General features: G+C 46.0%; 12 protein-coding genes. 6 read left to right on the top strand and 6 right to left on the bottom strand.

Features of this window, described 5'->3' with window-relative positions; translation table 11 throughout:
- Positions 1-315 precede the first annotated feature (315 nt).
- Together groL and EX191_RS19135 are read right to left on the bottom strand one after the other, a co-directional pair.
- A complete protein-coding gene (gene groL / locus EX191_RS19140; RefSeq protein ID WP_193448290.1) occupies positions 316-1962 on the bottom strand; it encodes a chaperonin GroEL in 1647 nt (548 codons plus the stop codon).
- Positions 1963-2039: 77 nt separating this feature from the next.
- Complete coding sequence (locus EX191_RS19135; RefSeq protein ID WP_005381516.1) at positions 2040-2330, bottom strand: co-chaperone GroES; 291 nt, start codon at positions 2328-2330, stop codon at positions 2040-2042.
- Positions 2331-2570: 240 nt separating this feature from the next.
- On the opposite strand from EX191_RS19135, the gene EX191_RS19130 reads away from it, so the two are divergent.
- Positions 2571-3953: an MATE family efflux transporter gene (locus tag EX191_RS19130; protein ID WP_193448289.1), complete on the top strand. Its 1383-nt coding sequence runs from the start codon at positions 2571-2573 to the stop codon at positions 3951-3953.
- Positions 3954-4047: 94 nt separating this feature from the next.
- Here the strand turns inward: EX191_RS19130 and pfkA are convergent, their stop codons facing one another.
- The 3 genes from pfkA to EX191_RS19115 all read right to left on the bottom strand — a co-directional run bounded on the left by pfkA (position 4048) and on the right by EX191_RS19115 (position 6828).
- A complete protein-coding gene (pfkA, locus tag EX191_RS19125) occupies positions 4048-5010 on the bottom strand; it encodes a 6-phosphofructokinase (RefSeq protein ID WP_048626679.1) in 963 nt (320 codons plus the stop codon).
- Positions 5011-5294: 284 nt separating this feature from the next.
- Positions 5295-6203, bottom strand: a complete 909-nt coding sequence (gene fieF / locus EX191_RS19120; protein WP_005397530.1) for a CDF family cation-efflux transporter FieF — start codon at positions 6201-6203, stop codon at positions 5295-5297.
- Positions 6204-6315: 112 nt separating this feature from the next.
- Positions 6316-6828, bottom strand: a complete 513-nt coding sequence (locus EX191_RS19115) for a CpxP family protein (protein ID WP_005397532.1) — start codon at positions 6826-6828, stop codon at positions 6316-6318.
- A gap of 190 nt (positions 6829-7018) precedes the next feature.
- Between EX191_RS19115 and EX191_RS19110 the strand changes: the two genes are divergently transcribed.
- The 4 genes from EX191_RS19110 (at position 7019) to trmL (ending at position 10489) form a co-directional block, all read left to right on the top strand.
- Entirely contained in the window at positions 7019-7708 is a 690-nt protein-coding gene (locus EX191_RS19110) for a response regulator (RefSeq protein ID WP_005397534.1), read from the top strand.
- The gene (gene cpxA / locus EX191_RS19105) at positions 7708-9102 is read left to right on the top strand and encodes an envelope stress sensor histidine kinase CpxA (protein ID WP_046874657.1); all 1395 of its coding nucleotides are present in this window, start codon (positions 7708-7710) and stop codon (positions 9100-9102) included. Before EX191_RS19110 ends, cpxA begins: the two co-directional genes overlap by 1 nt.
- A gap of 162 nt (positions 9103-9264) precedes the next feature.
- Positions 9265-9873, top strand: a complete 609-nt coding sequence (locus EX191_RS19100; RefSeq protein WP_005397537.1) for a superoxide dismutase — start codon at positions 9265-9267, stop codon at positions 9871-9873.
- 136 nt (positions 9874-10009) lie between these two features.
- Positions 10010-10489 carry a tRNA (uridine(34)/cytosine(34)/5-carboxymethylaminomethyluridine(34)-2'-O)-methyltransferase TrmL gene (trmL, locus tag EX191_RS19095; RefSeq protein WP_005382381.1) on the top strand — a complete coding sequence of 160 codons (480 nt, stop codon included), beginning with the start codon at positions 10010-10012 and terminating at the stop codon, positions 10487-10489.
- Positions 10490-10558: 69 nt separating this feature from the next.
- Here trmL and EX191_RS19090 read toward each other — a convergent pair whose 3' ends face one another.
- The gene (locus EX191_RS19090) at positions 10559-11077 is read right to left on the bottom strand and encodes an FxsA family protein (protein WP_193448288.1); all 519 of its coding nucleotides are present in this window, start codon (positions 11075-11077) and stop codon (positions 10559-10561) included.
- Between the two features lie 430 nt (positions 11078-11507).
- Here EX191_RS19090 and aspA point away from each other — a divergent pair, with 430 nt between their 5' ends.
- Complete coding sequence (aspA, locus tag EX191_RS19085) at positions 11508-12959, top strand: aspartate ammonia-lyase (protein ID WP_005397540.1); 1452 nt, start codon at positions 11508-11510, stop codon at positions 12957-12959.
- The last annotated feature ends 103 nt before the right edge of the window (positions 12960-13062 follow it).

Here is a 13062-nt window from a genome sequence, read left to right as displayed (position 1 = left end):
TTCATCTCCATGATGGGAAGCAACAATTTACAACATAGTGTAATGTTCAGATTTTGCGCTATCCACGTTCAAAAAGTGTTAGCGGTAGGTCAGATTTAACCATCTGACTCAAAAGAAAAAATTTTATCGCTTCTATTTTCATGTTTTTCCACTGACATTTCTTGAACTCGCCTCTCACAATCGAAGCCACATCAGAATGCTATATTTCTCGGATAACGCGCATAAAAAAGTCGAGGCAAATGCCTCGACTTTTAAAGGTTTGGTCGGTTATCTTTCCGCTATAAGGATTCCCTTAGAGCAAAGAAATAAGCTGGCTTACATCATGCCACCCATACCGCCCATACCGCCCATACCGCCCATGTCAGGCATCGCTGGTGCGTCTTTTTGCGGTAGGTCAGTAACCATTGCTTCAGTCGTGATCATCAGACCCGCAACCGATGCTGCGAACTGTAGCGCAGAACGAGTTACTTTCGTTGGGTCTAGAATACCCATCTCTAGCATGTCGCCGTATTCGCCTGTTGCCGCGTTGTAACCGTAAGAGCCTTCACCCGCTTTCACGTTGTTCGCAACCACTGAGTCTTCCTCACCTGCGTTCTTCGTGATTTGACGGATTGGCGCTTCCATTGCACGTAGTGCAACGCGGATACCAACGTTTTGCTCTTCGTTGTCACCCGTTAGGTGAGCAATCTTAGATGCCGCGCGGATAAGTGCAACACCACCACCAGCAACAACACCTTCTTCAACCGCTGCACGAGTTGCGGCTAGCGCATCTTCTACACGGTCTTTCTTCTCTTTCATTTCAACTTCAGTTGCTGCACCAACTTTGATTACTGCAACACCGCCAGCCAGTTTCGCTACGCGCTCTTGTAGTTTCTCTTTGTCGTAGTCTGAAGTTGCGTCTTCGATTTGTTGACGAATTTGAGCTACGCGGCCAGAGATCATCTCTTCTTCACCGATACCATCGATGATAGTCGTGTTTTCTTTCGTGATAGAAACACGCTTCGCTTGACCTAGATCTTCTAGTGCTACTTTTTCAAGCTCTAGACCGATTTCTTCAGAAATCACAGTACCGCCAGTTAGGATCGCGATGTCTTGTAGCATTGCTTTACGACGGTCACCGAAGCCAGGTGCTTTCACTGCTGCAACTTTCACGATGCCACGCATGTTGTTGACAACCAATGTTGCTAGCGCTTCGCCTTCTACATCTTCTGCGATGATAAGCAGTGGACGAGACGCTTTCGCTACAGCTTCTAGCGTTGGAAGAAGTTCACGAATGTTTGAGATCTTCTTATCAACTAGCAGGATGAATGGGTTTTCTAGATCAACACTGCCTGACTCTTGGTTGTTGATGAAGTAAGGAGATAGGTAACCGCGGTCGAACTGCATACCTTCTACTACGTCTAGCTCATCTTGTAGCGCCTGACCTTCTTCAACAGTGATAACGCCATCACGGCCCACACGCTCCATTGCTTCAGCAATGATGTTACCTACGCTTGCGTCTGAGTTTGCAGAGATAGTACCAACCTGTGCGATCGCTTTCGTGTCGTTACATTCAACAGAAAGCTCTTTTAGTTGCTCTACTGCTGCAGCTACTGCTTTGTCGATACCGCGCTTAAGGTCCATTGGGTTCATACCCGCAGCGACTGCTTTTAGACCTTCGTTTACGATAGATTGTGCTAGTACTGTTGCTGTTGTTGTACCGTCACCTGCCGCGTCGTTTGCTTTAGACGCAACTTCTTTAACCATTTGTGCGCCCATGTTCTGGAATTTATCTTCCAGTTCAATTTCACGCGCTACTGATACACCATCTTTCGTGATAGTCGGTGCACCAAAAGATTTGTCTAGAACGACATTACGTCCTTTAGGACCCAGTGTTACTTTTACTGCGTCAGCCAGAACGTTTACACCCTCTAGCACTTTAACTCGTGCGTCATTACCAAATTTAACGTCTTTAGCAGCCATCTTTGATTTCCTTTCTAAAATTCTTTGTGTGTAATTTCGTAATTGAATCTGAGCAAAAAATTACTCAATGATTGCTATTATTCAACGATCGCCATGATGTCGTTTTCAGACATGACAAGCACTTCTTTACCGTCGATTTTTTCAGTTTTTGTACCGTAACCTTCAGCGAAGATAACAGTATCACCAACTTTAACGTCCAGCGGCAGTACTGTGCCGTTTTCTAGGATGCGGCCTTTACCCACAGCTAGAACAACACCGCGAGTTGATTTTTCTGCAGCAGAACCAGTCAGAACGATGCCACCAGCAGACTTAGATTCAACTTCTTTACGTTCAACGATAACTCGGTCATGTAATGGACGAATGTTCATCGGTCGTCTCTCCTGAAAATTTCCATGTTTATTTGATAATTGTCCTTAGGGACTGTAGCCCCAGACACGTGATCCCTATATAAGGGGTCGAAGCAGCGATCCCAAGGGGGTGGCACAAAATTTTTGTGACTTAGTTAAAATAACGAACAACTAAGCAACGGTTTGCGTTCGAAATGCTCACTCGCCCAGCATCTCGCTTTCTTGTATCCTTGCAGTTTGCTCACCACATAGTTGTCATACATGCAGGAAAATAACAAGCTGGAACCCCAAGCGACCGATAAGCATGGTTTGTTGACCGCACCCATTCCTGAAACGCTGCGGAAAATGACCGTCCCCATGACCATGGGCATGATCGCGATTTTGATGTTTAACTTGGTGGACACGTTTTTTATATCGTTGCTTGGTACTCAAGCGCTAGCGGCGATCAGCTATACCTTCCCTGTAACCTTTGCGGTTAACTGCATCACGATGGGGATAGGGATGGGTCTATCGACCAATATTGGTCGCTTACTTGGACAAGGTCACGCCCCACAAGCCGCTCGGTTTACCACTCACGGTTTGTTATTAGCGGTGTTACTCGTGGCTATCGCCTCTTCGATTGGCTTTGCCACCATTGCACCACTGTTCCGCTTTCTTGGCGCAGCCGACGACCTAATTCCACTCATCGAAGAGTACATGCAGGTGTGGTATCTCACCATTCCATTGTTGGTGATCCCGATGGCAGGCAACAGTGCGATACGAGCATCTGGGGATACAAAAACACCCGCCAAAATCATGATGTTGGCGGGCTTGATTAACGGCATGCTCGATCCACTACTGATCTTCGGACTTGGCCCATTCCCCGAGCTTGGCATCCAAGGTGCGGCAATAGCCAGTGCTTTTAGCTGGTTAGGTGCACTATGTGGCTCACTCTATGTGCTAGTTAAACGCGAAAAGTTGCTCGCTCAACCCCAATGGTCCTTGCTGAAACAAGATTGGCAGCAAACGTTAAAAATCGGCACTCCTGCCGCACTGTCGAACGCGATGAATCCATTGTCGGGCGCAATTTTGATGATGCTTTTATCCAGCCACGGTACGGCAGCAGTTGCGGCTTACGGTGCGGCGCAGCGTATTGAGTCTATTTTGATCCTAGTCTTGATGTCTCTGACCTCAGCACTCACGCCATTCATGGCACAAAACTTAGGGGCGAAAAACCCTCAACGCGCCTTTTCCGGCTTATTTATCAGCATGCGTTTTGCGGTGGTGTTCCAAGGGTTTATCTTCTTGATGATGGTGCCATTGAGTATTCCTCTAGCGGCATTGTTCTCGCAGGAAGAAGCAGTTAAAAATCTGCTGTGGCATTACCTGCTTGTGGTGCCGTTCAGTTATGGTTTTCAAGGCATTGTGATGATGTTAATCAGTGGGTTGAATGCGATGCACAAACCATTACGAGCATTCCAATGGAGCTTTATGCGTTTGTTTGTGTTTACCCTGCCATCGGCATGGATCGGAAGCCAAATTTACAGTATTGAAGGCTTGTTTATAGGTATCGCAGTGGGGAATACTTTAGGTGGCCTACTTGGCTATATGTTTGCACTGCGCGAACGTAAATTGACGCTCATTGAACAGAGCAGCGCTTCGTAAGATTTTGTCCGATGCGTCAGCTTCCTTTTGCTGATACTCAAATACAAAAAAACCGCGGAAAGCCGCGGTTTTTCTTTATCTATTTCAAACTTGCTTAGAACAGTTCTTCAGCAACTTTGTATAGATCGTTGCGTACTGGACGCTTCATGTTTTCGATCGCGTCGATGATGTCGTGGTGAACAAGTTGCTCTTTCACGATACCTACACAGCGACCGCCATGACCTTCAAGCAGTAGGTGAACAGCGTAGTTACCCATGCGAGATGCTAGAACGCGGTCAAATGCCGTTGGACGACCACCACGTTGGATGTGACCAAGTACTGTTGCACGAGTTTCACGACCTGTCGCCGCTTCGATGTCACGAGCCAGTTCATTGGCATCCATCATTAGCTCAGTCAACGCGATGATTGCGTGTTTCTTACCTTTTGCGATGCCGTCTTGGATGTTGCTGATCAGCTTGTCTTTGTCTAGGCCAGTTTCTGGAGTGATGATGTACTCACAACCACCCGCGATTGCAGACATCAGAGTTAGGTCACCACAGTGACGACCCATGATTTCTACAATTGAAATACGTTGGTGAGATGAAGAAGTATCACGTAGACGGTCGATCGCATCGATAACTGTGTTTAGTGCACTTAGGTAGCCCACTGTGTAGTCAGTACCAGCGATATCGTTGTCGATTGTGCCTGGCAGACCGATACATGGGTAACCCATTTCAGTCAGTTTCTTCGCACCCATGTACGAACCGTCACCACCGATCACGACTAGCGCATCAATACCATGTTTTTTCAGGTTCTCAATCGCTTTTTCACGCACTTCCACTTCTTTGAATTCAGGGAAACGTGCAGAACCTAGGAACGTACCACCTTTGTTGATCACATCTGAAACGCTAGAACGATCTAGCTTCTCGATGCGGCCTTCGTATAGGCCTAGGTAGCCGTCGTACACACCGAATACTTCCAATCCCTCGGATAGTGCTGTACGTACTACGCCGCGTATCGCCGCGTTCATACCAGGTGCGTCACCGCCACTTGTTAAAACACCGATCTTCTTAATCATGCTCACCCTCGATCTTTGGCAATCAATTATTTAATTTTCTTTTAGGCCCCTTGTTACCAAGCAACCTGCATAATCCAGAACTGTGCGTTATGTTACATTTCCTCTACAGGATTACCAATGAAAACGCACTTTTTTATGTAACTTTTCTACTTATGTAAGAGTATTACAGTTTCTCTATGAAACTTTGTTGATTCACATCAGGATCACGAATCTTAATAAGTATTGATGGAAAGATAGTCAATAAGTGCCTGTTTGTCGTCAGGCACTTATTGATTTTTCGAGCCCTACCAATCTTGCGCTTTTTGCTCTTTCTCTGGCCCAAAAACGACAGACAATGGATCTTGATGGATCAAAACATCCGCATCAGGAAACAAAGCTAAAAGGTTTTCCTCAACTTTATCGGCAATATAGTGCGCTTCGATTAAACGTAAGTTATCGTCTAGCTCCAAGTGCAACTGAATAAAGCGTGTCGGCCCTGACATACGGGTACGCAGTTGATGAACCCCAAGAACCCCTTTCACATTCAAACATTCATTGCGGATTTGCTCCAATTCGGAATCCGGCAGCTTTCGGTCTAATAACGTCTGAATCGCTTCGCTGACCATTTTGAAGGCGCTGTAAAGAATGAAGACACCAATGCCAATCGCAAACACCGCATCCGCTTGCGTCACGCCAAAGTAGCTGAGTCCCAGAGCCACCATGATCGCAGCGTTCATATACAAATCAGTCTGATAATGCAGAGAATCCGCCGCGATTGCTTGGCTCCCTGTCACGCGTACCACATGTTTTTGGAACATCACCAAGCCAAGTGTGACCACAATCGCAAACAGCGATACATAAACACCGAGCTCCGGCGCATGCAGTGCGTGTGGACGGAAAAATCGGTCAATCCCGTTCAGGATCAAAAATACCGCCGACCCCGAAATAAACATCGCCTGAGCTAAGGCCGCTAAAGACTCAGCTTTACCATGCCCAAACGTATGTTCGCGGTCTGCTGGTTGTAAGGCATAACGGACAACAACGAGATTTACCACCGACGCGGCGATATCCAACATTGAGTCGATCAGTGATGCCAATAGGCTAACTGAGCCGGTTACCCACCACGTGATGACTTTTACAATCAAGAGAAGAGTCGCCACAATAGTTGCAGTCCAAGCTGCGGTCGTCACTAAACGTGCATATTGCTGTTTCATAATCAAAGAGTTAACTCAAACCATACGTTGAGTATATTGAATGCCCATGAAATAACCAGATCAAAAAAGAGGCAACCAATGGCTGCCTCTTTATATAACATCAATTCATGACTTAATTATTGCGGTATTTTTCCATGCGCTTATGCATTCTGTCGCCACACTCTTGCATGCGTTCATTTTGCAACTTCACAAACTCTGCTTTTTGTTCTGGCGTTAATACGCTCAGCATTTGGTGCTTTCTTTCTAGCATTTGCACACGGTGCTCAGTTTGGCGCTCAACCATTTCTTTTGCTAATGCGGTCGCTTGCGCTTCATCAAAACTATCCGCTAGTAAGAGTGACTGCATTTTTGCGTGGTGTGCTTGTCGCTCAGCCATACGAGCTTCGCGATTTTCAGAATATTTGCCTTTCATCTGTGCGCGGTTTGCTTCACGGAAAGACTTAAGCTGATCTTTTTGAGCATCCGTCAAATTCAAATCACGCATAATGCCGCGGTCCATTCCCATGCCACATTCATCACGCGGGCCTTGATGATGGTTTTTTCCACCGTAAGCGAATGCGCTTGCTGCGCCGAGAGTAAGAGGTAGAACAACAGCAGCTAACACAAGTTTTTTTGCAGATTTCATAATTTGATTCCTTACACAGGTGAGTGATTCTTCTGAGCTGTTCTCACAGCGCTTGAGTATAGAATACGACCCACTAGGTAAAGCGACGTATAGGGAGCGTAAAGAATCGTAAAGAGTGATTTTTACCCTCTTCGCAGCACATCATTCCAATGTAATATTAAGCTATCGGTAACTTACTATAGGTGCCCCCATGGCAAACATTCTTTTAATTGATGACGATATCGAGCTAACCAGCTTATTAAAAGAAGTACTCAGTTTCGAAGGATTTGACGTCAGCGAAGCAAATGATGGCGAAGCAGGCTTAGCTGCGGTCAATGATAAGATTGATTTGATTTTGTTGGATGTCATGATGCCGAAGCTAAATGGCATGGAAACCCTTAAACGCTTGCGTGAAAACTGGGAAACTCCTGTCTTGATGCTGACCGCTAAAGGGGAAGAAATTGACCGCGTGATCGGTTTAGAGCTAGGCGCGGATGATTATTTACCGAAACCTTTTAGCGACCGTGAACTGTTAGCACGTATTCGTGCGATCTTACGCCGTACCAGCAGCACACAGAAAAACACCAAAAACAGCGATTGCATTGAGTATCAAGAGCTCCGTCTTTACCCAGGTAAACAAGAAGCATACTGCGATCAACAGTTGCTCGATCTCACAGCAACCGAGTTTGCTCTGTTGACCCACTTTGTGCAAAACCCAGGACAAGTGCTAACTAAAGAGACATTGAGCCTAGATGTGCTTGGTAAACGACTCGCCGCTTTTGATCGCGCGATCGATATGCATGTTTCGAACTTACGTAAAAAATTACCAGATCAGAGCAATGGCAAGCCGCGAATCAAAACCCTGCGTGGTCGTGGCTATATGCTGCTTGAGGAGGATTAATGCGCCTATCACGCATCAAACTGCCAAACATCAATAGCTTGTATGGACGCATCTTTGCCATTTTTTGGTTCACTATGTTATTGGTGTTGATAGCCGTGCTATCACTGCCACATTTGGACCCTCGCAAAGCTCGCGACATTCCAGAAGAGCACTATAAACGTATGGTAGAAACGCGTGACGCAATCCAACAAAAATACAGCCAGCAAACTGATTTAGGTCGAATACTATTTCGTATCGAGGGTAACCGTCACGGTAAGCATGACCCTCGTCCGCGCGTATTTTTTTCTGACTACAGCGGTAATGTTCTTACGACAGAAAAACGCAGTAACTTCCAATTGCGTGCCATGCAAAACTTTGTCACCAGTATCGAAGATTACAACCAGCCAAAGCAGAAACTGTATGGTCGATACATGATTGCAGGTCCAATCCCAATTACTTTGGCTGGCTCCGATATCTTGATGTATGTGGGCTTCAAGTGGAATGAGCCACCACCACTACTCTTGCGTCTGTTTGATCACCCATTCCAGCTATTGCTCGCGGTCATGCTGGTTAGTACACCACTGTTGTTATGGCTTGCCTGGGCACTAAGTCAGCCAGCGCGCCGTCTTGAAGCCGCCGCTCAACGTGTCGCGAAAGGCGAATTTGTCACAGACCCAAATTTAGAAAAAGGCACGGCAGAGTTTCGTCAGGCTGGCAGCAGCTTCAACCAGATGGTCGAGGCGGTCAATCAGATGATTTCAGGACAACAACGCCTGCTATCCGATATCTCTCACGAGTTGCGCTCACCTTTAACTCGCCTACGCATGGCGAGCGCATTAGCGACGCGTAAGCAGGGTGAAAGCCCAGAACTGACTCGTATCGATACCGAAGCGCAGCGCTTGGAACAGATGATCAGCGAATTGCTTGAACTGTCTCGCATGCAGGCGAACAGCCATATGACTCGCGAAACGCAGCCACTGGAAAGTTTGTGGGAAGAGATCATTAAAGATGCGCAGTTTGAAGCTGAGCAAATGGGCAAGCACCTACACTATTCTGAACTGCCAAAACGAAGTATCTCCGGCAATCCTAAATTGCTGATGAGTGCGGTGGAAAACATCGTTCGTAACGCCATTTATTACGGGAAAGATGAGGTAAAAATCGACATCAAGGCCGATGATGATACTCTGCATATCACGGTTGATGACAATGGCGAGGGCGTTCCAGAAGAAGAATTATCCGCGATTTTTCGCCCGTTTTATCGCGTTTCAACGGCCCGCGATCGCCACTCCGGCGGCACGGGTCTCGGCCTAACCATTACCGAAAGTGCCATCCGCCAGCACAGTGGAACGATCGTCGCCAGTCGAAGTCCGTTAGGCGGATTGCGCATGAGTATCACCTTACCTATCAATCGTTAACTTCAAGCCGATGAGCTAACAGTAAGCCACACCCTATTTCTAGAGTGAGAGATTCACTTTAGAAATTGGGTGGGAACGCCTTCGAATACCCTTACAAAGATCAAAGTTGATAATAATTATCGTTAGCATTAAAGTAAATTTTCCAATTAAGGAGGATTTACTATGTCACATACATTTCCCGCTCTGCCTTACCCGTACGATTCACTAGAGCCGTACATCGACGCGAAAACCATGGAAGTGCATTACAGCAAACATCACAAGACTTATTTCGATAAGTTCGTAAGTGCCGTTGAAGGGAGCGAGCTCGAAACTCAGTCATTAGACGAGATCTTTGACAATATCTCTAAGCTCAGCCCTGCAGTGCGTAATAATGGCGGCGGCTATTACAACCACATCATTTATTGGAATTGCATGTCACCAAACGGTGGCGGTGAGCCTCAAGGCGCACTTGCTCAGGCAATTAACGATAAATTTGGTAGCTTTGCGCAATTTAAAGAAGCGTTTGCCCAAGCCGCGATTAATACCTTTGGTTCTGGCTTTGCATGGCTGATCGTAAAAGATGGAGAGATTCACATTACGTCCACCAGCAATCAAGATAACCCTCTGATGGACGTAGTGGATGTACGCGGCGAACCAATTCTCGCTCTTGACGTGTGGGAGCACGCGTATTACATCAGCTACCAAAACCGTCGTCCAGAATACATTGACGCATGGTGGAACGTCGTTAATTGGCGAGCGGTTGAAGAAAATTACGCTCACGCTCTATTATAAAGAGCATCGATACTTACGGTATTAGCGTCCGCGCTAATGACTACTTTCATACCCAGGTCAATCTTGCTGAATCTCGCATATCTTGCTGACTTGGGTATATACTGCCCCTCTATTTGACCAACTCTATTTCAATACCATGTTTGATATCGCTTTATACGAACCAGAAATCGCGCCGAACACCGGCAACATCATTCGACTTTGTGCCAACTGCGGTGCAAACCTTCACTTAATTGAACCTCTAGGTTTCGATCTTGAAGAGAAGAAAGTCCGCCGCGCTGGTTTGGATTACCATGATTTAGCTCGCGTAACGCGTCATAAGAACTATCAAGCATTCTTAGAATATTTAGAGAAAGAGAAACAAGGTAACTACCGATTGTTTGCCTGCACCACCAAAACCACAGGTCACCACGTTGATGCACAATACCAAGCAGGTGACGTATTGATGTTTGGTCCAGAAACTCGTGGCTTGCCTGCTGAAATCATCGATAGCTTGCCAATGGAGCAGCGTATCCGCATTCCAATGATGCCAGATGCGCGCAGCCTAAACCTTTCGAACGCCGTTGCGATCATTGCTTTTGAAGCATGGCGTCAAATGGGGTTTGAAGGCGCGTTGTAAGCGCCACTAATTTCAGACATAAAAAAGGGCGCTCATGCGCCCTTTTGTTTTCTTTACTCTCTGACTCAATCAATTGAGCTTGTTGCGATCATCATCGTCTTTACGCTCGTATTCCCCTTCAAAGGTATTGCCATCGTCTGACTGGGAATTAAATGGGTCACGGCGGAACGGGTCTTGCTCAAATGGCCCTTGGTTAGAGAAACCACCTTGGAAGCCACCACCATGCATGGTTTTCACCACCATTTTACTCATCAAGTATTTGGCAATCGCGGCGCGTGGCGCAGGAAGCAACAACAGCATACCAAGAGCATCGGTCATAAAGCCCGGTGTTAACAGCAGCACGCCAGCCACCGCTAGCATTACGCCTTCAAAAATTTGCTGGGCTGGAATTTCACCTTGTTCCAGACGCCCCTGCACCGACATCAAAGTTTGGATGCCTTGGCTGCGCACCAACGATGCACCGACAAATGCCGTGATTAATACTAATGCGATAGTCGGCCATAAACCTAAAAAGCCGCCCACCTGAATAAATAAGCCGATTTCAATGATCGGGACAAAAATAAACGCCAATAATAAGATAGGAAACACACGCCCTCCTTTGTTTAATTCAGTGTAATGGTAAAAGCAGACTAAGCTCAAACGAATCGTTGTAAAAAAGCGTGTTCATACTGGTCTCTTCCTACGCAGAAAAAGTGGTAGTGGAGTGTTTCATTCAATTGCATACCGATTTTTTCGTGCTTTTAAAGTGCTAATTTCGAACTCTAAAAACCCATGTTTGTCGAGGAAAATCGAGTACCCATAAAGGGTTATTAATAACCCGTTCATACTTTGCAAATTATTGACTCATGAAAAACGAAAAAGGTGATCTAGTTACTATTTTTATGCGCTAGGTGCAGTATCATGTGCCACATAAGTCAGGACGGATTTTCCAGCCAAAAATTCTGATGAATGGATTCTAGATTGCAGAAATGGCTAATAAATAACTTTATTATCAGAATTATCATCTAAGGATCCTGCTATGGCTACCCTATCTGATGCTCCAAAAACAGCAAACCCAGCCACTCGTATTGAAGAAGATCTATTAGGTCAACGTCATGTCCCTGCAGATGCGTACTACGGTATTCATACGCTACGTGCGATCGAGAACTTCAACATCTCTAATATGACCATCTCTGACGTACCAGAATTTGTACGCGGTATGGTAATGACCAAAAAAGCAGCGGCGTTGGCAAACAAAGAACTTGGTGCGATTCCAAAAGACGTTGCAAACTACATCATCGAAGCGTGTGATTTGATCTTAGAAACTGGCAAGTGCATGGATCAGTTCCCATCAGACGTATTCCAAGGTGGTGCGGGCACTTCCGTGAACATGAACACAAACGAAGTGATCGCAAACGTTGCGCTTGAGCTAATGGGTAAAGAGAAAGGTCAATACGAATTTGTTAACCCAAATGACCACGTAAACAAGAGCCAATCAACCAACTGTGCGTACCCAACGGGTTTCCGTATCGCGGTTTACAACAGCGTACACAAACTAATGGAAGCAATTGAGTACCTAAAAGGCGCATTCGAACTTAAAGCAATTGAGTTTAAAGATGTACTGAAAATGGGTCGTACTCAGCTACAAGACGCGGTACCGATGACTGTAGGTCAAGAGTTCCACGCTTGGGCAGTAACACTAAACGAAGAGATTCGTGCTCTAGATTACACCTCTAAACTACTCCTAGAAATCAACCTAGGCGCAACCGCAATCGGTACAGGTCTAAATACACCGACTGGCTACCAAGCGCTTGCAGTAAAACATCTAGCGGAAGTAACAGGTCTTGACGTTGTTGCGGCAGAAGACCTTATCGAAGCGACTTCTGACTGTGGCGCATACGTAATGACGCACAGTGCACTAAAACGTCTAGCGGTGAAACTATCGAAGATCTGTAACGACCTTCGTCTACTTTCTTCTGGCCCACGCGCTGGTCTAAATGAATTGAACCTACCTGAAATGCAAGCAGGTTCTTCAATCATGCCAGCAAAAGTAAACCCAGTTATCCCAGAAGTAGTAAACCAAGTTTGCTTCAAAGTTCTAGGTAACGACAACACGGTTTCTTTCGCAGCAGAAGGCGGTCAGCTACAGCTAAACGTAATGGAACCAGTTATCGCACAAAGCATGTTTGAGTCTATCTCTCTACTACACAATGCGTGTGTGAACCTACGTGATAAATGTATCGACGGCATCACAGTCAATAAAGAGACTTGTGAAAACTACGTTTACAACTCAATCGGTATCGTCACTTACCTAAACCCATACATCGGCCACCACGAAGGTGACATCGTAGGTAAGATTTGTGCGGAAACCGGTAAGAGTGTTCGCGAAGTTGTGCTAGAGCGCGGTCTGCTAACCGCAGAAGAGCTTGATGAAATCTTGTCAGTAGAAAACTTCATGCATCCAACTTACAAAGCGAAACGCTACGAGTAATAACTAATTAGAAGGGGGCCACTCAGGCCCCTTTTTTAGGCTCTCATACGGTTAACCACATTTTTTATATGCTTTTATTGCCATTAGGCCACTGGGTTCTAAT

The organism is Vibrio chemaguriensis, assembly GCF_012275705.1.
Classification (GTDB): domain Bacteria; phylum Pseudomonadota; class Gammaproteobacteria; order Enterobacterales; family Vibrionaceae; genus Vibrio; species Vibrio diabolicus.
This window is presented reverse-complemented; position numbering and strand designations above follow the sequence as displayed.

What these genes read in the sequence shown, in the direction of transcription:
- groL (WP_193448290.1), bottom strand. Translation starts at nt 1,962, where the DNA reads ATGGCTGCTAAAGACGTTAAATTTGGTAATGACGCACGAGTTAAAGTG.
- EX191_RS19135 (WP_005381516.1), bottom strand. Translation starts at nt 2,330, where the DNA reads ATGAACATTCGTCCATTACATGACCGAGTTATCGTTGAACGTAAAGAA.
- EX191_RS19130 (WP_193448289.1), top strand. Translation starts at nt 2,571, where the DNA reads ATGCAGGAAAATAACAAGCTGGAACCCCAAGCGACCGATAAGCATGGT.
- pfkA (WP_048626679.1), bottom strand. Translation starts at nt 5,010, where the DNA reads ATGATTAAGAAGATCGGTGTTTTAACAAGTGGCGGTGACGCACCTGGT.
- fieF (WP_005397530.1), bottom strand. Translation starts at nt 6,203, where the DNA reads ATGAAACAGCAATATGCACGTTTAGTGACGACCGCAGCTTGGACTGCA.
- EX191_RS19115 (WP_005397532.1), bottom strand. Translation starts at nt 6,828, where the DNA reads ATGAAATCTGCAAAAAAACTTGTGTTAGCTGCTGTTGTTCTACCTCTT.
- EX191_RS19110 (WP_005397534.1), top strand. Translation starts at nt 7,019, where the DNA reads ATGGCAAACATTCTTTTAATTGATGACGATATCGAGCTAACCAGCTTA.
- cpxA (WP_046874657.1), top strand. Translation starts at nt 7,708, where the DNA reads ATGCGCCTATCACGCATCAAACTGCCAAACATCAATAGCTTGTATGGA.
- EX191_RS19100 (WP_005397537.1), top strand. Translation starts at nt 9,265, where the DNA reads ATGTCACATACATTTCCCGCTCTGCCTTACCCGTACGATTCACTAGAG.
- trmL (WP_005382381.1), top strand. Translation starts at nt 10,010, where the DNA reads ATGTTTGATATCGCTTTATACGAACCAGAAATCGCGCCGAACACCGGC.
- aspA (WP_005397540.1), top strand. Translation starts at nt 11,508, where the DNA reads ATGGCTACCCTATCTGATGCTCCAAAAACAGCAAACCCAGCCACTCGT.